Consider the following 20,455-nt stretch of genomic DNA (forward strand, 5'->3'; position numbering starts at 1 on the left):
TGCCAATCACCAATATGGTTGAGAAACCAAAACAAGAAGAAGCGCCAAGCAATTTGAAAATTACTGGTCGTTATATCCTTCAGCCAGAAATATTTGAAATTTTGGAAACCCAAGAGCGCGGTGCCGGCGGTGAAATTCAGCTTACCGATGCGATGCACACCCTTCACCAAACCCAACCATTCTATGGCTTTGAGTTTGAAGGAACTGATTTCGACTGCGGCTCACGCGCCGGTTATACCGAAGCCTTCTTGGCCTATGCTTTGCGTGATAAACAAATTGGCGGTGAAATCCGCGATACAGTAAAGAGACTTTTGGATGAGCAAAATTAACGTATTGGTTGCTGGCGGTGCGGGCTATATTGGCGCGCATACATGTAAATTATTGGCGCAAGCAGGGTTCAATCCTATAACCCTTGATAATTTATCAACCGGATATGAAAAAGCGGTTATTTATGGCCCGTTTGTAAAAGGTGATTTGCGTGACCGCGCTTTAATACTTGAAACCATTAAAAAGTATGACATCAAGGCGGCAATTCACTTTGCCGCATTTTCACTGGTTGGTGAAAGTGTGTCTAACCCAAAAAAATATTATGATAATAACGTTGGTGCGGCGTCTGAATTTGCCGATGCCTTGGTCGAAGGTGGCGTGAAGGCACTTGTCTTTTCGTCAACCGCTGCGGTTTATGGTAATCCTGTTACCGAATTAATAGCGGAAACCCATCAAAAAGAGCCAATAAACCCATATGGCGCAACCAAACTTGCCTTTGAAGGCGCTTTAAAATGGTTTGATAATGCCTATGGTTTGAAACATGTTGTATTGCGCTATTTCAATGCGGCGGGATCAGATTTTGATGTGGAAATTGGTGAAAGCCATAACCCAGAAACCCACCTTATTCCACTTATTTGCAAGGCAGCATTGGGCAAGTTTAAACCTTTGACGGTTTTTGGAACCGATTATGAAACCCCGGATGGCACGGCGGTTCGTGATTATATTCACGTTTATGATTTGGCAAATGCGCATATTGAGGCCGTAAAATACCTACTGTCGGGTGGTGAAAGCGACGTCTTTAATGTTGGCACCGGCAAAGGTATTTCGGTTAAAGAAGCGATTGAGGCGGCAAATGCACATTTTGAAAATGGCGTTCCGCATTCTTATGGTCCACGCCGTGCGGGGGATCCAAAAATCTTGGTTGCTGATCCTACAAAAATCCTAAGCAAATTTAATTGGAAGCCACAATATTCCGATATTGATACCATCATAAAATCGGCAAAAGCATGGCAAGATAACCCAAAATATTAATTCTATAATATGACAAATGCTTTGACAGATATCCAAATTGCCCGCCAAATTGCCAAGGAGGCGGGCAATATTCTTTTGTCTTTGCAAGCTGATAATAGCGTTGATAATAAGCAAAAAGGCAAAAATGGTGATTATGCCGCCAATCAGGCGATTATTAATTCCCTAAAAACCCTGCGCCCCGATGATGGAATTTTATCTGAAGAGGAAAAAGATAATTTTGATCGTCTTGAAAAAGAGCGCGTCTGGATTATCGACCCTCTCGATGGGACACGCGAATATTCAGAAAATCGAGATGATTGGGCGGTTCATATTGGCTTTTGCACCAATGGCATTCCAACAATGGGCGTTGTTGCGCTTCCGGGGCTTAAGAAAACCTATTCATCAAGCGATATTTGCGAATTAAAACCATTGGCGCGAAACCCAAAAATCCTAATCAGCCGCACCCGCCAGCCAAAATATGCCGCAGAATTAGCGGACTTTCTTGGTGCAGAGCTTTTACCAATGGGATCGGCAGGCGCAAAAGCAATGGCCGTAATTAATGGTGATGCCGATATTTATTATCATATTGGTGGTCAACACGAATGGGACAATTGCGCACCGGTTGCGGTTTGTTTGGCGCATGGGCTTCATTGTTCTCGCCTAGACGGTTCGCCAATAACATATAATCAAAAAGATACATTCGTGCCCGACCTCTTGATTTGCCGCAAAGAATACGCCGATAAAATCCTTCACTTTCTTAGGCCAGTACTTGCTGGCGAATAATTAAATTATTCACCAACTCTTACACGTGTATCACCAATAATAACATCATCCCAAAGAGGCTTTGCAAGCGTGTAGTCACCATTTTTAAGTTTTGCATATTCATCTTTGGATAATCTGTCACCATTCATGAAAAGCGGCGTCCAAACATTGTTTTTAAACACTAAAAGATAGGCTTGTTTGTTTTCAACAAATAGAATTTCATCAATATTATCGTGATTCAAATCTATTGTTTGGGCAAAGCATTTTTCATCATTTTGTTTTGCACTTTCTGGATTTCGCAGGCAATTAGGGACATTGTAAACATTGGTTTTGAATGCTTGTTTCCAGAAACTTTCCGGAAGCTGTTTTTTGCTTTTTGTGGTATCAATTAATTGTGGATTAGGCAGGTTTTGTACAATTTGCTCGTTGGATTTATTGCTAAACTTACTTTGATAAAACTCATCGCGATTAATGTTTTTAACCTCTGTTGCAATCGATGCAAACTTAGGATTTTTGGTAAGCTTATCAATTGCCGCAGCCCCGTATTTCCCACTTTTTAGCTTTAGATATTCCCAATCAAATTTATCGATTGTGGTTTTACCCGAAACAAGTCTTGAAATTTGTGAATTAACCCCAAGTCTGTCTGGTGCCGCAAGTGGCGTCATGAGGGCAACAAAAATCAAGCATTCAAAAATTGAAAGATATATATTTGCCATGGCAATTTTCGGCATAAAGCCATTTTTGCCAAAATTTGCAAAAGTGTATGAAACCCCAAAGGCAAGGGCAATTAATACGCCAACGACCGCAAAAACCCTATCCGAAGTTAGACCATATTGATTAATCCGTAAATAAATCCCGTATGCCGCAATTGATGAAAGTATAAGAGTTAGAACCGATGCAATGCGAATTGAAATCTTAAGGGCTTTGTTAATAGATTTACCATCTTCTCCATCAATTTCGCCTTGCCCATATGCGGCATTGGTCAATAAAACCAAAAATACGCATGCTGCCAGCAGTGAGGCAGTTGCCGATTTTGTATCCCAAAGGGGTTTTAGACCGCTAAAGAACAGGCTTGAAACAAATATCACCCCAACTGCGGTAATTAAAATCAAAAGCCACGATAATATATTCAAAACCAAATTGCGCACATTCGCGAGTAATTTGGGTTGCACATCACCCAAATGAACCGCAATCCCCATCGCAATCCCGCTTAGCGGTAGGTTGAACCATTTTTTATGGGTTAATTTATCAAGCCAATCAAAACCAATGACTTTTAATAATTCCGCACCCAGAAAAATAATAATCCACATTAATCCAGTGAATAATAGTGCAAGCCCAAGCTGCACCCCACGTTTCCAGGTTTCATCAAAATAAGTTTGGTATGGCGCAATTGGTTTATGTGCGATATCGGCGCACATAATTAATTCATTCATTATGAAAACAAGCGGGAAAAGCCAAAATATCTTATCAATATAATAGCTGTTGGGGGCCAAATAGATATTGAAATTATGCCAAGCAATAATCCCAATTAAAATAAATGCTACGGCAAACCAAATGCCAAGGCTTATGGTGCGCATTGTTCCTGCTGCTGCCCAGATGATAAAGGCAGAAAAGAAAAGCCCAATATAGACAACATTATTCCATATATATGGCAAAAAGCTTTTATCTTCAGAATAAGCTGAGGGTTGTTTTAAGAATGATAAGATAAGACCAAATACAAGACCAACTAAAACCCGAAGAATAAAGACCTGACGATTTGACAATGCATTATTTTGCATAAACCATTCCCCTCAAATGTATTGCATTTTAATTATTACGATTAATTAATGGTGAATTAGGGCGTAATGATGTCAAACATCGCATCTTCATTGGGGCGTGATGCAATACGGATTTCCTGAAAGCCTGCGGCAATAATTGGCTGGGCCGCCGCTTCTGAGATGCAGATTGCGCACCAATTTTGCAAATTATGTTCCGTAACTGCCGCGTTAAATCTTTCGGCCCCTTTGGGCGAATGAAACATAATATACCCGCTATTTTCCTGCATTGTTGGGTTTATTTTTGCAATGAATTCAGGGTTTGCGACGGTTGCATAGCAAACCGCATTTAAAACCTCAAAACCACAGGCACGCAAAAGACCGCCGACATCCCCCGCAACATCATCGCCGCGTAAATGCATTAATTTGCCATCTTCAGGGTTTAGGCGATCGGCAATCAAAACCGCAAGCGCGCTTGCATCACCGCCGGCAGAAATCACTTGTGTAAAGCCGCGTGTGATACATGCTTCCATGGTTGCATCACCTACGGCATAAATTGGAATTGATAATAAATGCTCATCAAAATTTGCAAGTTGTGGGGCATTTGAAGATGTTACTAATAATGCTTGCACCCCTTCGATATCGACATCAAAATCTTTGGCGATAACTTCTGCGGCGGGTATGATAATGGGGATTAGCCCCATTTTTTCGGCGCGCAAAGCCGTCTTGACCGCCCCTGGTTTTGTGCGGGTTATAATTATGTGTTTTGGCGTCTCATTAATGCTCAAAACTATTTTCCACCAACTTCCAACAGAATAGATTGCGCACAATCATAACCCAATTGTCCTGCTTTTTCCATATTAGGTTTTGCAAGACTTGTAACTTTTCTTATAGCTGTGCCGTCATCTTTAAAATATTCGCCAACAAAGTGCATCACATCGCCTTCAAAATAGCAATAAGCGGCAATTGGTGTGCGACAAGAGCCATCAAGCGCACGTAAAAACGCGCGTTCTGCATGGACCTCCAGGCTAGTATTTTGGCATTCAATAAGTTTGAACGCGTTTATAATGGCATTGTCACCAGTGCGTGCGGTAATTGCCAATGCGCCTTGTCCAATTGCAGGCGGCATTTTCATAGGGTCAATCAATGTGTGTTTCACATCTGCCTTGCCCAGACGCTTCAAGCCAGCAATTGCCAAAATGGTTGCATCAAAACTACCGTCTTCAATTTTACCGAGACGAGTTCCAACATTTCCGCGCAAAAGCCCAATTTTCAAATCAGGGCGCTGTCCAAGAAATTGTGATGAACGGCGCAATGAAGCCGTCCCTAAGCTCGCGCCATTTGGCAAAGCGTCAAATTCAATACCGTCTTTGGTAATCAGTGCGTCACGGCGATCTTCACGTGGCGGGCTTCCCAATAATGTAATGCCTTCAGGTAGTATAGTTGGCACGTCTTTCATCGAATGGATGGCGCAATCAACACGATTATCAAGCAATGCATCATCAAGCTCACGGGTGAAAAGCCCTTTGCCACCAGCCTCTAAAAGTGCGCGGTCTTGGATTTTGTCGCCTTGGGTAGTGATTGGGATTATTGGCAGTTTTTCCTCAATATCCGCATCATTTATACCAAGCTTTTTGGCAAGTTCACCGCGCAACCATTTGGTTTGGGCAATAGATAATGGGGAGCCACGCGCACCAATACGAAGTGGTAATTTAAGATCTTGTAATGCAATATTTTCCATAGCCCTAATCAGCCCATAAATGCCAAAAAATCAAGTTATTGAAACATCAGATATAGAATAGATTCCTGTATTTGCGTATAGTTTATTTATGGCGGGGTGATATGCCGCATGTTATAGGTTGATTATATTGCGATGCAGTCGGCATTCTTCATATGTCCGAAATTGTCATTAGATGATGTTATGGGGTCTTGGGGCTTAATATGAGAATTTTACACACATCTGATTGGCATTTGGGGCGTTCATTGATTGGCCGCCGCCGTTATGAGGAATTTGACGCATTTTTATCATGGCTAACAGAAACAATTGCGGTCGAAAAAATCGACATTTTAATCGTTGCAGGCGATATTTTTGATTCAAGCCTTCCAAGCAATCGTGCGCAAGAACAATATTATAATTTCCTCACCAATCTTGCTACAAATGGTGTGTGCAAAAATATTATTCTTGTTGGCGGCAACCACGATTCCCCGAGTTTTTTAAAGGCGCCATCAGCACTTTTAAAAGCATTGAATATTTTTATGGTTGGTTCAATTTCGGAAAACATGGGTGATGATGTTATCGTTTTGAAGAATGGTGAAAAGCCACTGGCAATAATTTGCGCCGTACCATATTTGCGCGATCGTGATATTAGGCAGGTTGAAACCGGCGAAAGTTTTGAACAAAAAGACGCCAAACTAATTGACGGCATCCGCCGTCATTATGCAGAAATTTGCAATATTGCCAAACAAAAGCGTGACGAATTGGGTGGCAATATACCGATTGTTACCACTGGTCACTTGTTTGCATCTGGTGGGCAGACTATTGATGGAGATGGCGTAAGAGAACTTTATATCGGCTCACTTGCCGGAATTGGCGCAGATATATTTCCAGAATTTGTGGATTATGTGGCCTTGGGGCATTTACACGTTCCACAAAAGGTCGGTGGGTTTGATAAAATCCGTTATTCAGGCAGCCCGCTTGCAATGGGTTTTGGTGAAGCCGGACAACAGAAACAGGTAATAATCATTGATTTTGAAGCGGGTGATAATGGTATAAAAACCCAAATCCGTGAAATTAATATCCCGCAGTTTCAGGCACTAAAAAGCATCAAGGGTGATATTAAAAAAATCACTGATGAGATTAATGAACTAATCAAGCAAAAGAAAAACATTTGGCTTGAAATTGAATATATTGGCGATGAAATTTTCAATGATTTAAACCAAATCATTGGGGATCTTGTTGCCGAAACAGAATTGGAAATTTTGCGCATTAAAAATCAGCGGGCGTTCAATAATATTATTACCCAATATGATTTTTCGGCCAATCTTGATGAGCTTAATGAATTAGAGGTTTTTGATAAATTCCTCGAAATAAATAATATTGCGGCGGCCGATAATGAAACGCTAAAGACAGCATATCAACAAATCCTTCACAATTTAAAAGAAACAGATTTGAACGAGCAATAAATGAAAATAATATCTCTCCGTTTTAAAAATCTGAACTCGCTTTATGGTGAATGGGCGATCGATTTTACGTCTGATGAATTTGTTGCAAATGGAATTTTTGCAATTACTGGGCAAACTGGTGCAGGTAAATCGACAATTTTGGACGCGCTTTGTTTGGCACTTTATGGCGAGACCCCACGATTGGGCAAAATTGCCGGCGATGTTAATAACCTCATGTCACGTCATACAAGTGAATGCTCGTCTGAGGTGGTTTTTGAAACCGCAAAAGGGCAATTCATTGCCACTTGGTCACAACGCCGCGCCCGTAATAGTATTGATGGAAAATTACAAGATTATAAGCACGAAGTCGCCTATTTGCATGGCGAATTGATTGAAAATAAACGTTCGTTGGTGATTGATAAAATAATTGAAATTACCGGCATGGATTTCGCCCGTTTTACACAATCAATGTTATTGGCACAGGGCGGGTTTGATAAATTCTTAAAAGCGCCAACCGAAGAAAAATCAGAAATCCTTGAACAAATTACTGGCACAGATATTTATTCTAAGATTTCAAAACAGGTTTTTGAAACAGCAAAATTTGAAAATCAAAAACTTGATAAGTTAAATTCTGAAATTCAAGGGATTGATACTTTACAGCCTGATGAAGAAGATACCCTTCGCAAACAAATCAATGAATTTGAAATACAAAAACAAGCAATTGATACAGAGATTAAGGCACAGCGCGAAATAAAAAATTGGTTTGCGCGAATTGCCATTCTGCAAAACGATAAAATAAATGCCGAACTTGAATTGGAAAATATTGCGCAAAAAAAACAAGAATTTGCGCCAAAGATGGAATTACTAAGGCAAGCAAATTTGGCGCAAGAATTTGAAGGGGAGTTTGTTGGTTTAAATACTATGCGCATTAAATTTGCCGAAATTAATACGCAATTATCGGATTTGAACGCAAAAATTGCCAACCTTGCCAAAACGGAATTAAATTTGCGTGCCGAAGCCGCTAATGCACAAGAAAATTTTGAAAAAACAGAACAATATCAAGCGACCATTGCCCCCAAAATCCACAAAACTATTGAAATTGATGCCACAATTTTACACCAAGAAGAAAGTTTGCAACAATTACAAAGCAATTTGTCGTCAATTGAAAGCGATAGAGACGCTAATATAATTAATAAAAAAAATCTTGAAGACGCAATTAAAGAACAAAACAAAAAATATGAGGAATTAAGCCTATATTTAAAAACCCATGATGCAGACGCAAAAATTGGTGAAAAACTCGTTGTGTTAGAGGGCAAGGGTACGAGCATAAAAACCGCTCGTAATAAAATAGATGAACAACAAAAGGCGTTAGCGGGTCTGCAAGTTACGGTTTTAAACGAAAAAAATAACCTTGATGATTTAAAGCAAAATCACACCAAGCATGTTGATGATGAAACTGAAGTTAATAACAAAATTGCGCATTATTCAGGAAAAATATTTGTATTGCTTGATGGTAGAACGCGTAAAGAAATAGAACTTGAAAAAGAACTTGTCACCGAAAAGAAAACCAATGCCCAAATCATAGCGACATTGGAACAACACCGTGCAAAACTTGAAGATGGCAAGCCATGTGTGCTGTGTGGTGCAACCGACCATCCATATGCCAATGGAAACATCCCAAAAACTGATGGGCTTGATGATGAAATAAAATTTTTATCAACCTTGCTTGAGAAGATTAACGAAGCTGAGGGCGAATTAAAGAAGCTAAATGATACAAAAACTTCTTTAACCATTGCCTTGCAAAAACTTGATTCCGAAATATTGTTGAAAACATCAATAATTTCTGGATTTGAGAAATCCATTACACAATTAATTCATGAAATCGATTTGGAACAATCAAGTTTGCAGAAACTTGAAAGCGAGTTTTCGGAAATCATTGCCGGATTTAAATTAGGTGTTTCTGAAAATGTTGTTGAACAACTACGAGAGCGGTTTAATGTTTTTGAGGCAACACAACAAAAATTTAAAGATTGTCAAATTGATTTGAACTCTATGCAAATTAGGTTTGAAACCTTGGTCAATGAATTTGAAAAGCAAAATCAAGCTTTTGAAAATGAAAAAACCAAACTTGTTGAATTTGTTAAAAACTTAGATGAAATCAAGCGGCAACGTAAAGAACTTTTTGGCGATAAAAATCCAATAATAGAAAGCCAAAATATAAATAAATCACTTGAAGGAGCCCGCGAAAAAAATACAAAATCAATTGCACAGCTTAACGAAACCTTGCAAGCAATCACACATTATGAAGACGAAAACAAACGTCTAAAAGTCATTTTGATTGATCAAGAAGAACAATTGAAACAGACAGAAAGCGGCTTTGTCCTCGCCCTTGAAACCAAAGGCTTTGGCAGTGAAGAAGAATATAAAAATGCCGTTTTGGATAAATCAAAACGAACTGAACTTGCAAAATATTCTCGTGAACTTGAAGCGATAGAAATCAAAACCCAATCATTATTGCAAGATGCACTAAAAAAACTTGAAAAAGAAATCGCTCTTTCACTATGTGATGGAACCCAAGTTGAAGTGGAACATAAGCTTGCCATGCTTGATGCCAATTTCATGGAAATTGCCGAAAAAATAATAACGATAAGAACAAGGCTTGAAGCCAATGAAAAATCCAAACTTGCTTTAAAAGATAAATATACGGCAATCGAAAAACAAAAAAATGAATGCGCAAAATGGCAAATGCTAAATAATTTAATTGGTTCGGCGGATGGTAAAAAATTCCGTAATTTTGCCCAAGGTTTAACTTTTGACATAATGGTTGCCCATGCCAACCAAGAATTAATGAAAATGAACGAACGCTATTTGTTGGCACGTGATGTAAATGACAAAAGCAAACCGCTTGAACTAAATGTGATTGATAATTTTCAAGCGGGGCAGTTGCGGCCGGTTAAAAACCTTTCGGGTGGCGAAAGCTTCCTTATTAGTCTTGCTTTGGCGCTTGGCTTATCAAAAATGGCAAGTTCAAAAGTGCGGGTTGATTCTTTATTCCTTGACGAAGGGTTTGGCACATTGGATGAAGAAACTTTGGAAACCGCGCTTGAAACCCTGTCACGCCTGCATCAAAACGGTAAATTAATCGGGGTTATTTCCCACGTTTCCGCTTTGAAAGAAAAAATCACGACTCAAATAAAAGTCACCCCAATTTCTGGCGGCAAAAGTAAATTAAGTGGCGCCGGGGTAAGTGCGATATAAATCAGGGAAAATAATGGCTTCAGATATTAAATATTTTATCGGAATTGATGGCGGTGGCACAAAATGCCATGCCGCAATTTTTGATGACAATAATATTATTTTGGGTGAAGGAATTGGCGGCGAAGCGAATGTCCGCCTTGGACTTGATTTGGTTGTCAAAAGCATCAATTCCGCAATTGATATTGCCTTTGAAAATGCGGGGCTAAACAAACAAATCGCAAAATCCTGCGCTTTGGGCATTGGTCTTGCGGGGCTTGCAAACCAAAATGATGCGGACGCAATTATCAATATATTTTCGGACTTTGGTTTTGTTAATGTGGCATCTGACGCGCATATCGCCTGTCTAGGGGCATATGACGGAAAAGATGGCGCGATTTTAATTAGTGGCACTGGCAGTATTGGATATGCCATTGTTGGTGGCAAAAGCCACAAAATCGGCGGCTGGGGTTTTGAAATTAGTGACGATGGTTCAGGCGCAATAATCGGGCGCGAAGCATTACATGAGACCTTATTATGTTATGATGGCATCCGTCCACACACTGCCCTTAGTAAAGAAATCCTTGCAAAATTTGACGGTAACCCACGAAATATTGTGAAATTTGTAACCGGCGCAAAGCCAAAAGATTTTGGTACATTTGCGCCGCTTGTGACCCAATTTGCGCAATACGGCGATATTATTGCCACCGAGATTATGCAAAAGGCGGCGCATACAATCGGGCTTTATATATTGCGTCTTAATGAAATTGGTGCGCCAAAAATTTGTATGTTGGGTGGTATGGCGGCGGCATTGCGCCCTTGGTTACCTGATGATGTTAGGCAATTTATTGCTGAACCCATCAAAGATGCCATCGGTGGTGCTTTATTGCTGGCACGCGGGGCAAATAATGGTTTTGCTTTATAATGATTGATTAATGGCATCAAGTTCTTTGAATGCGGCAAGGGTTTCTCTTGCCTCATCCTCATCAATTAAATCCATCGCAAAACCTAGGTGAATTAATACCCATTGCCCTATTAATTTATCAAGATTATCATCGGCCACACAGGTCAAATCAATTTCCCGTAATTCACCCGAAAATTCGACAATGGCAATTGATTTGGCATGGTCCTTTATTGATTTTATTTGCCCGGGAATGCCAACACACATTTAAACAACCTCAAGATTTTTTATTCTTAATGCATCGCCTCCATTTACCATTATTCGGCCGCTTCCGCATTTGGGGCATAGTGATAATCTATCATTAGTTTCAAAATTTTCCGAACATTCAAAACAAGTGGCACTCCCGCATTGATCCATTATCTCAAGCGTTGCGCCTTCGGCAGTTGTGCCATTGCTTATGGCATCAAAACAAAAATGCAGGGCGTCGTTTTCGACGCCCGCAAAACAGCCGATTTCAAGAATTACTTTTTTTACCTTGGTGGCATTTTCACGTTTGCAAATCGCCTCGATATGCTCAAGAACAGATTCGCATATCGACATTTCATGCATATTACGATGCCAACATCAACAATCCGGCAACCCCCATAAAGCCACCAAAATATGGTGCAGCATCACGAAGTGCTTTGAACTTCAAGCCAGCAAAGCCGCCAATTGCATGCATAAAAATGGTTGAAATCATAAAGCCTGCAACATATGAAACCGCAATATTGCTTGCCTCGGCACCGTGGGCAAAACCGTGGAATGTGCCGGCAATTAGTGCAAGTGATGCGGCGGCATAAACCGGAACTTTGTCTTTAAATGCCAATGCCAAACCAATTATAATCACACTTAGGGCAATGATATTTTCAACCATTGGCAGGGCAATACCAGTAAAAGCAAAAGTAACCCCAAGCAACATGCCGCTTACAAACCCAACTGGAAGCAATAGCCCCTTAAGGTCCTTATAAAATGATGCCCAAAGACCAATGCCGACCATTGCCAAAATATGATCAAGACCTGCGGCTGGGTGTTCCAAACCTTCGGAAAAGGTAAAGATTGCACCATGCCCAGGGTGCGCCATTGCCGCAGTGCCGATTAAAGAAGCAAGCAATGCGATTGATATTGATTTTTTCATAATACTTCCTCTTCTGTTGGCTTAGCTTGCGCCTTTTCTCGCCAATTATCAACATTAGAATTCGCTAAAATGGTGTGTAAAAATGTCCATGCTGCTTCTAAATTTTTTGTGCCAATTTCGCTTATGTCTTCACCCAAGCCAAAGGATTTTCCCTTTACGCATAATATGAATGATGGCGGCGGTGCCTTCCCATTAATTTTAACAAAGACATCAAGCACGGTTTGCGGCGACAAGGCATGGCTTGTATGGCTTAATTCCCCTGTCGGTTCGATTTCATAAAATGCGAATGGTGCAGGTGTATCAATTCCGGCATCAATGAATAATGCCAAATCTTGTTCGTTTAAATCGAGTGCATGATCGATTTGTAACTGAAAATCTTCAATGCAGGTGATATTGGCATGGTTCTCTTCATCAATTCGGCCCAATAAAAATGGCCCAATTGCATCATCGCCGCGCGAAGGGTTGCCATATCCGAATACCACCACATTCATTGACTACATACCATTCATGTTTTTAAAGCGTGTATCAATTACTTTGCCGTTTAGGTCGGTCAAACTAACTTCAAGCGGCATTTTACCAATCGCATGTGTTGCACAAGACAAGCACGGGTCATAGGCACGTATCGCCACTTCAAGATGGTTCATAAGCCCTTCGGTAACTTCCCGACCATTTAAAAACCGTGTTGCCACAGAGCGGATTGCCTCATTCATTGCCTGATTATTGTTTGTGGTTGAAACAATAAGGTTACAGAATGTAACAACATCATCCTCATTAACGCGGTAATGGTGGAATAATGTGCCGCGTGGCGCCTCGATAACGCCAACCGCTTCTTCTTTCCTTGCGCCCTTATCGGCAATTAAATCAGTGCCGAGAATATCAGGGTCATTCAATAAATCTCGAATAACCTCAACCCCGTGAAGTGCCTCAATCATCCTTGCCCAATGGAACAACAATGCACCGTGACTAGGGCGGCCATTGCCAATTGCCAATAAGTCTTGGCGCTCTTTTTCGGCAAGTGGGGTCGGAATAAAGTCACAAACTTGTACACGCGCCAATGGACCAACTTTGTACCAGCCATTTTCAGGACCAAGCGAGCGAATGAACGGAAACTTCATATATGACCAAGGCTTCACTTCTTCGTCAAAAACGCTTTCATAATTTGCATAATCGACATGGTCAAAAATGTTTTTGCCATTCGCATCATTGGCGCGCAAGCCGCCATGATATAAATCAAGCGCACCATCACCGCGCACCATGCCCATCATGTTTGAATCAAACTCCCCGAATTTATTATAAAAATCAGGGTCGCTTTCATGCAACTTCTTAAGCATATGGATTGCGGCGGTTGACCATGCAATCATATCATCAACCTTGGCCAACATGGCATCACGTTCAGCGATTGTAAGCGCCTTGTTCATACCGCCCGGGATTGCGCCTGTGCCGTGTACTTTTTTACCCGCAACATGTTGAATAACTTCTTGACCAAATTTACGAAGTAAAACGCCTTGGGTTGCGATTTCTGGGTGTGCGGCAACAACACCAATAATATTGCGCTTTGCAACATCGCTTTCAAAACCCAATAATAAATCAGGTGATGCGAGGTGGAAGAAATGCACGGCATGTGATTGCACAATTTGCCCATAATGCATAAGGCGGCGCAGTTTTTCTGCGGTTGGGGTAATTGCGCCATATCCAGCAATGATATCCATTGCCTTCACTGCAGCCAATTGGTGGCTTACGGGGCAAATACCGCAAAGTCTTTGCACCGAAACCGGCACTTCCCAATAAGGGCGACCTTCAATAAATTTTTCAAACCCACGAAATTCAACAATGTGCAAACGCACTTGATGAATTTTATTATCGTCATCCAAAAGGATAGTAACTTTTCCATGCCCTTCAACACGGCTAACAGGATCGATGACGAGGCGGCGAAGTTTTTCCGGACTTTCGGCGGTTTCCAAATAGGACATCTTATTGTTTCCTCTCAATCGAATTTTAGTAATGGATGCTCAAGACGTGGCATATGTCCGGCAATTAAATCTGTAACGAATTTCCAGATTGTGTCGCCAGATGGTGGGCAACCGGGAATGAAATAGTCAACCCGTACCACCTCATTAATCGGATGCACTTTGTCGAGTAACAATGGCAATTCGCGGTCATTTGGGATTTGTTTGCCAAGGCCAGTACGGTCGCAATAAACTTCACGCAATGCATCACCAATATCAAGGTGGTTACGTTGCGCCGGTAAACCACCGGCCACCGCGCATGCGCCAAAGGCAATCAGCACGTTGCAATTATCGCGAAATTCACGAAGCACGTGAACATTTTCGGAATTGCAAACACTGCCTTCAATCAGGCCAATATCACATGGGCCGCAATGTTTAATGTCGGTAATTGGGGAACGGTCAAATTCAACAACTTCGATTAATTGTAAAATCCGCTCATCAATATCAAGCAATGACATATGGCAACCAAAGCAACCGCTTAAAGAAGTTGTCGCCACGCGGATTTTGCGTTTTGCAACTTTTTGTGGTTGGGAAGAAACCTGTGTATCCATGATTATAATCCCCCCTCTGCATCCGCTGCGATTTGTTCACGGATGGTTTGTTCATCATATTTACGTTCACCAATTGGTTTCGCGTAACCGACACGTTTTTCCAAAATTGCACCAACGGGGCAAACATGTGCCGCTTTATCGGTTAATGCGAAATCGGTATCGCCCAATTTGCCAGATGGCGAATTAATAACGAGGTGTGATTTCATCCCCCGTCCCGCCAAAGCAAAGATATTTTTGCCATCGACATCGCGGCTTGTTTGCACGCATTGTTCGCAAAGGATGCAGCGGTTGAAATCAATCATTACATCAGGGTGCGAGGCATCAATCGGACGCTCTGGAAAGAAATGCGGGAAGTGTGGGTTTAGCATTTCAAGGTCGTATGCGACCGCCTGTAATTTACAATTTCCGCTTTTTTCGCATCCGGGGCAGAAGTGGTTGCCTTCGACAAAAATCATTTGCAATTGCAATCTGCGTCTGCCGTCTAATTCTGGTGTGCTGCTTTGTACTTCTTGGCCGGGCATTGCCTTTATGGTGCAGGCAGAGCCAGAACGACCATTAACAATGACGGTGCATAATTTACAGCTACCATGTGGTTTTAACTCAGGATTAAAACAAAGGTGTGGGATATAAAGACCGGCATCAAGTGCGGCCTCTAAAATTGTTTGCCCTGGCGTAAATTGAACAATCTGACCGTCAAGGGTGAATGTATTTGCAATCTCGCTCATTATTTTGCTCCAAGATGTGCATCGGCATCGTCACGGTGCGTTACCTCGCGGGAACGGGCAAGTGATAATTCCAAATCAAAGGCTGGTAAGAAATCGCGGCTAGAAAGATGTTTATCAAATGCCGGACGGAATTTAGTAATACAGTCGCAAATGGCATTGCCCGCCGTTTGCCCCAGACCGCAATGGGCGAAATTCTTCATTTGATCGCGTAGGCGCTGAATTTCGTTGATTTCGTATTTTGTTCCACGTCCTACGGCAATTTTTTGCATCATGTCTTTGACCAATGAAGTGCCAATCCGACATGGTGAACAGAAACCGCAACTTTCATGGGCAAAAAACTCGGCAAAATTTAGTGCCACTTCAAACATATCGCGGTCTTTGCCAAATATCATGAATGAGCCAGCGGTTGGCACATCTTCAAAGGCAATGCGGCGGTGGAATTCGTGGGGTGCTAGGCATACACCCGCCGCACCACTTATCTGCACCGCAATAACATCTTTTGCGCCGCATTCTTCAAGGACGTCGGAAATTCTAACCCCAAATGGGAATTCATAAATTCCCGGACGGGCGCAATCACCAGAAACCGACAATAGTTTTGTACCGGTTGATTGGCGTGTGCCGCGACCCTCATACCACGCACCGCCACGTCTTGCGATTTCTGTAACTTTACAAAGGGTTTCAACGTTATTGACCACGGTTGGTTTGTTTTTATAACCACAAGTCACGGGGAATGGTGGGCGAATTCTTGGGCGCCCTGCTTTCCCCTCCAAGGATTCAATAAGTGCGGTTTCTTCGCCGCATACATATGCGCCGGCGCCAAGGTGGATTTCAATGTCAAAATCAAAACCATCTATTCCAAGAATGTTCTGCCCCAAAAACCCTGCTGCGCGCATATTTTCTAGGAATATTTGCAAAGATTTTACAAGATATTTGTATTCGGCGCGCAAATAAACAAACCCTTGTTTTGCACCTGTGGTAAATCCGGCAATTGTCATGCCTTCAAACACGTGACCCGCAAATGATTGTAGCAATACACGGTCTTTAAATGTGCCAGGTTCACCTTCATCGGCGTTGCAAACAATAAATCGTTCATCACTTTGTGAATTACGGCATAATTCCCATTTGACACCTGTTGTGAAACCTGCACCACCGCGACCACGAAGGTTTGAACGCTTCATTTCATCAAGCATTCCTTGTGCGCCTTTGGCAACTGCGGCCTTGATGGCATCGCCCATATTATATGCGGTTGCCAATAATTCATCGGCACGGCGAATATTATTATCGACTTTGAAATAATGTGATGGCCAGTTTGAAACAGGAAGTCCGCTTTTTACAAGGTCACATATTTCGTCAATACGGCGCGGTGTAAGATGGGTAATCGGCATATTGTTAATCAAAAGCGCGGGGCCTTGATCGCACATACCGGTGCATGATGTCATACCAACACTTACAAGGCCATCTTCAGAAACTGTATCTGGCTCAAGGTGGAGGCGGTTAAGCATATGGTCAAACAAGTCCTTATTGCCCAGCATGCGGTCGGTAATATTATCGGAAAATAGAATGCGGAATTTTCCATTCGGCTTTGCATGGAAAAATGAATAAAATTCAACAACACTTTGGACCCTGGTTATTGGAATTTCTAATTTATTCGCAAGATATTCCATGGTTTCAGGTGAAATATAGTCTAATTCATCCTGTATATCGTGCAATATTTGTAATAATCTTGTCGGGTCATTGTGGTGACGGTCAAGAATCGGGGTAGCAATTTCAACAAGCGACAATGTGAGGTGCGTCAAGACTTCCTCCTAATATAGAGGGCATCTTTTGGCCCCCTTAAATTTTGCGCGATTATGCAAAGAAAGATTTGTTTAGCAAACGCTATGCACATTGATTTTCTTTTATAATAATATTAGAAAAAACTTATGCATAATCAAGAATTTAGCCGTGCTGAATTCGCATAACTCATTGAATGCAATGCGAAATATTTGACAATTTCCATTATTTTTATATGGAAATTTTTCGTTTTAAATTTTTCCAATTTCTTATCTGCGACTATCGGTCTCAGCTGTCTTGTCCCGAGATTGAGATTGAAAAACTGTTGATTTTATAAAAATAAATGCTAGCGTTTAGCAATAACAATTAAATTTTGAATTTTGCCTAGCAAAAAAGCTGATTGCCACCAAAAGAATCATTATTTTAAAACCATGTAAAAATTACATATTTTTCGTATGCAGCAATATTTACTTGCGCATTTTTTGAATCCATGACAGAAAACTAACATTATAATTAATTTGTTGATTATTTTGCTTTTGCGTTTCGTGGAAGGTGTGAAATGCGTATTTCTGCTAGTTTAATAAGTATGGCAATAGTGCTTTCTTGTGGCTCTTTTGCAATGGCGCAAAACGCGACATCAATTGTAAATGCAAGCATTGTTGATGGCACGGGCGCAAAAGCGCGGGTTGGCAATGTGCGCATTGATAATGGTCATATTATCTGCGTTGGCAAATGCACCCCGAACAAAGATGATATTATAATTAATGGCAAGGGCTTAACACTTGCCCCTGGCTTTATAGATACTCATAGCCACCACGATCGACACGTTGATAAACGACCTGATGCGCTTGCCGCAATTAATCAGGGTGTAACAACCGTTGTGGTTGGTGAAGATGGCGATAGCGCGCTTCCTTTAAGTACATTTTTTGATGCCCGCAAAACCAATCCCTCAACTATCAATTTTGCAAGTTATGTTGGGCATGGCACTGTGCGCGGTGCTGTTATGGGTGCTGATTATAAACGTGCGGCAACCCCAGAAGAGATTACAAAGATGGAAGCGCTTGTCGAAGGCGCAATGAAAGAAGGGGCATTGGGGATTTCAACTGGTCTTGAATATGATCCCGGAATTTATTCCACCCATGAAGAGGTTATCGCATTGGCAAAAGTTGCCGCCAAATATGGTGGTCGTTACATAAGCCACATGCGCAGTGAAGATGTCGAGCTTGACGCAGCAATTGACGAAGTAATTGAAATTGGTCGTCAGGCAAAATTACCCGTGCAAATTTCCCACCTAAAGATTGCTATGGTCGATAAATGGGGACAGGCCGATAAAGTTATCGCTAAATTAAACAAGGCGCGTGCCGAAGGCATTGATATAACCGCCGATGTTTACCCATATACTTATTGGCAATCTAGCCTTGATGTATTGTTGCCACAGCGCGACTTTACAGATCGCAAGGCCGCAGAATTTGCATTAACTCACCTTGCTAAACCAGACGGTTTAATCATCACCAATTTCCCACCAGACCAATCCTATATCGGTAAATCTGTTGCCGATATTGCTAAATTGCGTGGCAAAGATGATGTTACAACTTTCCTTGATTTGAATATTGAGGCGGCTGCAATGGGCAAAGGCTCTGGCGTAATGGGGCGCGCCATGAGTGATGATGACGTGGCAAAACTTATTGGTTGGAAATATTCAAATATTTGTTCCGACGGTCGTATTGTTGATATGCACCCACGTGGTTCAGGGTCTTTTGCGCGCGTAATTGCATGGCTCGTAAGAGATAGAAAGCAAATGAGCCTAGAGACAGCAGTGTATAAAATGACTGGTCTTGCGGCGGCTCATATGGGTTTTACAGATAGGGGTAAAATCGCAAAAGGTATGGTCGCTGATTTAGTTTTATTTGATGCAAAGAAAATTAAAGACAACGCAACCTTTCAAAATCCTGCGGCAATTGCCGATGGTGTGAATGAGGTTTGGGTTTACGGCACACCCGTTTTCAAAGACGGCAAACCAACAGGCGAAAGACCGGGGCAAATTATTCGTCGTGTTGGAACAAAATAATTTAAATACTAAATAAATCGGGGGATTTTATGGAAGCACCATATATTTTATTTTTAGGTGATGCACCTGATATAAGCTGGGCGAAAACTGCATCTGGGCTTGCTGAATGGCGCGCAAAAGATTGCGCCGGTCAATACCGCCTTGAAAATTGCGGCGTTGATTTAGGACTACCAAATCTTGGCTTTGATGAGGCGGTGGCAAAAGGAATTAAAACTATGGTTATTGGCATTGCCAATGATGGTGGTTTTATCGCCGAAAAATGGATACCCCATATTATTGCGGCTTTAAAAGCTGGTTTAAATGTTGCTGCTGGTCTGCACGAACGTCTTGCCGATAATGAAGAAATCGCAGGCCAAGCAAAATTAAGCGGCGTAACGCTTTATGATTTGCGTCGCCCTAATATCAAATTCAGCCCTGGTACAGGCGTTAAACGAAGCGGTAAACGCCTGCTTACTGTCGGAACTGATTGTGCGGTCGGTAAAAAATACACTGCTCTAAGCATTGAAAAAGAAATGACTGCACGTGGCTTGAACGCCACATTCTGCCCAACGGGACAAACCGGTATTATGATAACGGGACGGGGTATAGCAATCGATTCAGTGGTCGCGGACTTTATCTCAGGTGCAGCCGAGTGGTTGTCACCGGCGGCAAGTGATGACCATTGGCACATAATCGAGGGGCAGGGTGCATTGCTGCACCCTGCCTATGCTGGCGTAACTTTGGGCTTGGTTCATGGCTCACAGCCAGATGCAATCGTAGTTTGTCATGAAGAGGGTCGCAAAGAATTGGTGGGTTATGAGGGGGATTTTGCATGCCCATCATTGACCGATGCCTTAGCAGTGCATGTTAATGCGGCGCGTCTTACCAATCCTGCAGCGCGCGGCGTTGGCGTAAGTTTGAATACTTCATTGCTTGATGAAAATGCGGCTCGTGATGCACTAAAACGTGCCGAAGATGAGGCTGGGCTTCCGGCATGCGATCCCCTACGCTTTGGCGCGGGGGCGATTGTGGACTATCTCGAAAAATATCTGTAAATTAACCGCATATTTCTTTTATAAGGGAATTAA

Annotated in this window: 19 protein-coding genes; 8 read left to right on the plus strand and 11 right to left on the minus strand. The window is 41.9% G+C overall.

Translation table 11 applies throughout. From position 1 onward, the window contains the following. From KXV15_RS11990 to KXV15_RS12000, 3 genes are all read left to right on the plus strand, one after another. Positions 1-329, plus strand: a 329-nt coding sequence (locus KXV15_RS11990; RefSeq protein ID WP_275671632.1) for a sugar phosphate nucleotidyltransferase, incomplete at its 5' end; no start/stop codon positions are given. After that, entirely contained in the window at positions 316-1,299 is a 984-nt protein-coding gene (galE, locus tag KXV15_RS11995; RefSeq protein ID WP_240008448.1) for a UDP-glucose 4-epimerase GalE, read from the plus strand. The genes KXV15_RS11990 and galE, both read left to right, overlap by 14 nt. Before the next feature lie 9 nt (positions 1,300-1,308). Beyond that, positions 1,309-2,061 carry a 3'(2'),5'-bisphosphate nucleotidase CysQ gene (locus KXV15_RS12000; RefSeq protein ID WP_240008449.1) on the plus strand — a complete coding sequence of 251 codons (753 nt, stop codon included), beginning with the start codon at positions 1,309-1,311 and terminating at the stop codon, positions 2,059-2,061. 5 nt (positions 2,062-2,066) lie between these two features. Here the strand turns inward: KXV15_RS12000 and KXV15_RS12005 are convergent, their stop codons facing one another. Genes KXV15_RS12005 through hemC form a run of 3 tightly spaced genes read right to left on the minus strand, consistent with a single transcriptional unit; the run spans position 2,067 to position 5,535 of the window. Beyond that, positions 2,067-3,818: a DUF4153 domain-containing protein gene (locus KXV15_RS12005; protein WP_240008450.1), complete on the minus strand. Its 1,752-nt coding sequence runs from the start codon at positions 3,816-3,818 to the stop codon at positions 2,067-2,069. A gap of 56 nt (positions 3,819-3,874) precedes the next feature. Beyond that, complete coding sequence (locus KXV15_RS12010) at positions 3,875-4,582, minus strand: uroporphyrinogen-III synthase (RefSeq protein WP_240008451.1); 708 nt, start codon at positions 4,580-4,582, stop codon at positions 3,875-3,877. A gap of 2 nt (positions 4,583-4,584) precedes the next feature. Next, positions 4,585-5,535 carry a hydroxymethylbilane synthase gene (gene hemC, locus KXV15_RS12015; RefSeq protein WP_240008452.1) on the minus strand — a complete coding sequence of 317 codons (951 nt, stop codon included), beginning with the start codon at positions 5,533-5,535 and terminating at the stop codon, positions 4,585-4,587. Positions 5,536-5,735: 200 nt separating this feature from the next. Here hemC and KXV15_RS12020 point away from each other — a divergent pair, with 200 nt between their 5' ends. Genes KXV15_RS12020 through KXV15_RS12030 form a run of 3 tightly spaced genes read left to right on the plus strand, consistent with a single transcriptional unit; the run spans position 5,736 to position 11,115 of the window. After that, a complete protein-coding gene (locus KXV15_RS12020; RefSeq protein ID WP_240008453.1) occupies positions 5,736-6,977 on the plus strand; it encodes an exonuclease SbcCD subunit D C-terminal domain-containing protein in 1,242 nt (413 codons plus the stop codon). After that, positions 6,978-10,214 carry an AAA family ATPase gene (locus KXV15_RS12025; RefSeq protein ID WP_240008454.1) on the plus strand — a complete coding sequence of 1,079 codons (3,237 nt, stop codon included), beginning with the start codon at positions 6,978-6,980 and terminating at the stop codon, positions 10,212-10,214. Positions 10,215-10,227: 13 nt separating this feature from the next. Continuing rightward, entirely contained in the window at positions 10,228-11,115 is an 888-nt protein-coding gene (locus KXV15_RS12030) for a glucosamine kinase nucleotide-binding domain-containing protein (RefSeq protein WP_240008455.1), read from the plus strand. Here KXV15_RS12030 and KXV15_RS12035 read toward each other — a convergent pair. Genes KXV15_RS12035 through KXV15_RS12070 form a run of 8 tightly spaced genes read right to left on the minus strand, consistent with a single transcriptional unit; the run spans position 11,110 to position 17,343 of the window. Then, positions 11,110-11,358 (minus strand): HypC/HybG/HupF family hydrogenase formation chaperone, encoded by a 249-nt coding sequence (locus tag KXV15_RS12035; protein ID WP_240008456.1) that lies wholly within the window; start codon positions 11,356-11,358, stop codon positions 11,110-11,112. The two genes, KXV15_RS12030 and KXV15_RS12035, sit on opposite strands and share 6 nt — an antisense overlap. Then, entirely contained in the window at positions 11,359-11,691 is a 333-nt protein-coding gene (hypA, locus tag KXV15_RS12040) for a hydrogenase maturation nickel metallochaperone HypA (RefSeq protein ID WP_240008457.1), read from the minus strand. Positions 11,692-11,701: 10 nt separating this feature from the next. Beyond that, entirely contained in the window at positions 11,702-12,265 is a 564-nt protein-coding gene (locus KXV15_RS12045) for a HupE/UreJ family protein (RefSeq protein WP_240008458.1), read from the minus strand. Then, positions 12,262-12,756, minus strand: coding sequence for a hydrogenase maturation protease (locus KXV15_RS12050; protein ID WP_240008459.1), 495 nt, complete (start codon positions 12,754-12,756; stop codon positions 12,262-12,264). Before KXV15_RS12050 ends, KXV15_RS12045 begins: the two co-directional genes overlap by 4 nt. A 3-nt stretch (positions 12,757-12,759) precedes the next feature. Then, positions 12,760-14,235, minus strand: a complete 1,476-nt coding sequence (locus tag KXV15_RS12055; RefSeq protein WP_240008460.1) for a Ni/Fe hydrogenase subunit alpha — start codon at positions 14,233-14,235, stop codon at positions 12,760-12,762. Positions 14,236-14,249: 14 nt separating this feature from the next. Then, entirely contained in the window at positions 14,250-14,822 is a 573-nt protein-coding gene (locus KXV15_RS12060) for an NADH-quinone oxidoreductase subunit B family protein (protein WP_240008461.1), read from the minus strand. Between the two features lie 2 nt (positions 14,823-14,824). Then, positions 14,825-15,547, minus strand: coding sequence for a 2Fe-2S iron-sulfur cluster-binding protein (locus tag KXV15_RS12065; protein ID WP_240008462.1), 723 nt, complete (start codon positions 15,545-15,547; stop codon positions 14,825-14,827). Then, complete coding sequence (locus KXV15_RS12070) at positions 15,547-17,343, minus strand: NAD(P)H-dependent oxidoreductase subunit E (RefSeq protein WP_240008463.1); 1,797 nt, start codon at positions 17,341-17,343, stop codon at positions 15,547-15,549. The genes KXV15_RS12065 and KXV15_RS12070 overlap by 1 nt, the downstream gene beginning before the upstream one ends. Positions 17,344-17,906: 563 nt before the next feature. Between KXV15_RS12070 and KXV15_RS12075 the strand changes: the two genes are divergently transcribed. Both KXV15_RS12075 and KXV15_RS12080 read left to right on the plus strand, forming a co-directional pair. Then, a complete protein-coding gene (locus KXV15_RS12075; protein ID WP_240008464.1) occupies positions 17,907-19,388 on the plus strand; it encodes an N-acyl-D-amino-acid deacylase family protein in 1,482 nt (493 codons plus the stop codon). Positions 19,389-19,417: 29 nt separating this feature from the next. Next, positions 19,418-20,422, plus strand: coding sequence for an N-acetyltransferase DgcN family protein (locus KXV15_RS12080; protein ID WP_240008465.1), 1,005 nt, complete (start codon positions 19,418-19,420; stop codon positions 20,420-20,422). Positions 20,423-20,455 lie beyond the last annotated feature (33 nt).

The organism is Pseudaquidulcibacter saccharophilus (assembly GCF_019455445.1).
GTDB classification, from domain to species: domain Bacteria; phylum Pseudomonadota; class Alphaproteobacteria; order Caulobacterales; family Aquidulcibacteraceae; genus Pseudaquidulcibacter; species Pseudaquidulcibacter saccharophilus.

Coding starts and splice junctions, on each gene's coding strand:
- galE (WP_240008448.1), top strand. CDS start 316: ATGAGCAAAATTAACGTATTGGTTGCTGGCGGTGCGGGCTATATTGGC.
- KXV15_RS12000 (WP_240008449.1), top strand. CDS start 1,309: ATGACAAATGCTTTGACAGATATCCAAATTGCCCGCCAAATTGCCAAG.
- KXV15_RS12005 (WP_240008450.1), bottom strand. CDS start 3,818: ATGCAAAATAATGCATTGTCAAATCGTCAGGTCTTTATTCTTCGGGTT.
- hemC (WP_240008452.1), bottom strand. CDS start 5,535: ATGGAAAATATTGCATTACAAGATCTTAAATTACCACTTCGTATTGGT.
- KXV15_RS12020 (WP_240008453.1), top strand. CDS start 5,736: ATGAGAATTTTACACACATCTGATTGGCATTTGGGGCGTTCATTGATT.
- KXV15_RS12025 (WP_240008454.1), top strand. CDS start 6,978: ATGAAAATAATATCTCTCCGTTTTAAAAATCTGAACTCGCTTTATGGT.
- KXV15_RS12030 (WP_240008455.1), top strand. CDS start 10,228: ATGGCTTCAGATATTAAATATTTTATCGGAATTGATGGCGGTGGCACA.
- KXV15_RS12035 (WP_240008456.1), bottom strand. CDS start 11,358: ATGTGTGTTGGCATTCCCGGGCAAATAAAATCAATAAAGGACCATGCC.
- hypA (WP_240008457.1), bottom strand. CDS start 11,691: ATGTCGATATGCGAATCTGTTCTTGAGCATATCGAGGCGATTTGCAAA.
- KXV15_RS12045 (WP_240008458.1), bottom strand. CDS start 12,265: ATGAAAAAATCAATATCAATCGCATTGCTTGCTTCTTTAATCGGCACT.
- KXV15_RS12050 (WP_240008459.1), bottom strand. CDS start 12,756: ATGAATGTGGTGGTATTCGGATATGGCAACCCTTCGCGCGGCGATGAT.
- KXV15_RS12055 (WP_240008460.1), bottom strand. CDS start 14,235: ATGTCCTATTTGGAAACCGCCGAAAGTCCGGAAAAACTTCGCCGCCTC.
- KXV15_RS12060 (WP_240008461.1), bottom strand. CDS start 14,822: ATGGATACACAGGTTTCTTCCCAACCACAAAAAGTTGCAAAACGCAAA.
- KXV15_RS12065 (WP_240008462.1), bottom strand. CDS start 15,547: ATGAGCGAGATTGCAAATACATTCACCCTTGACGGTCAGATTGTTCAA.
- KXV15_RS12075 (WP_240008464.1), top strand. CDS start 17,907: ATGGCAATAGTGCTTTCTTGTGGCTCTTTTGCAATGGCGCAAAACGCG.
- KXV15_RS12080 (WP_240008465.1), top strand. CDS start 19,418: ATGGAAGCACCATATATTTTATTTTTAGGTGATGCACCTGATATAAGC.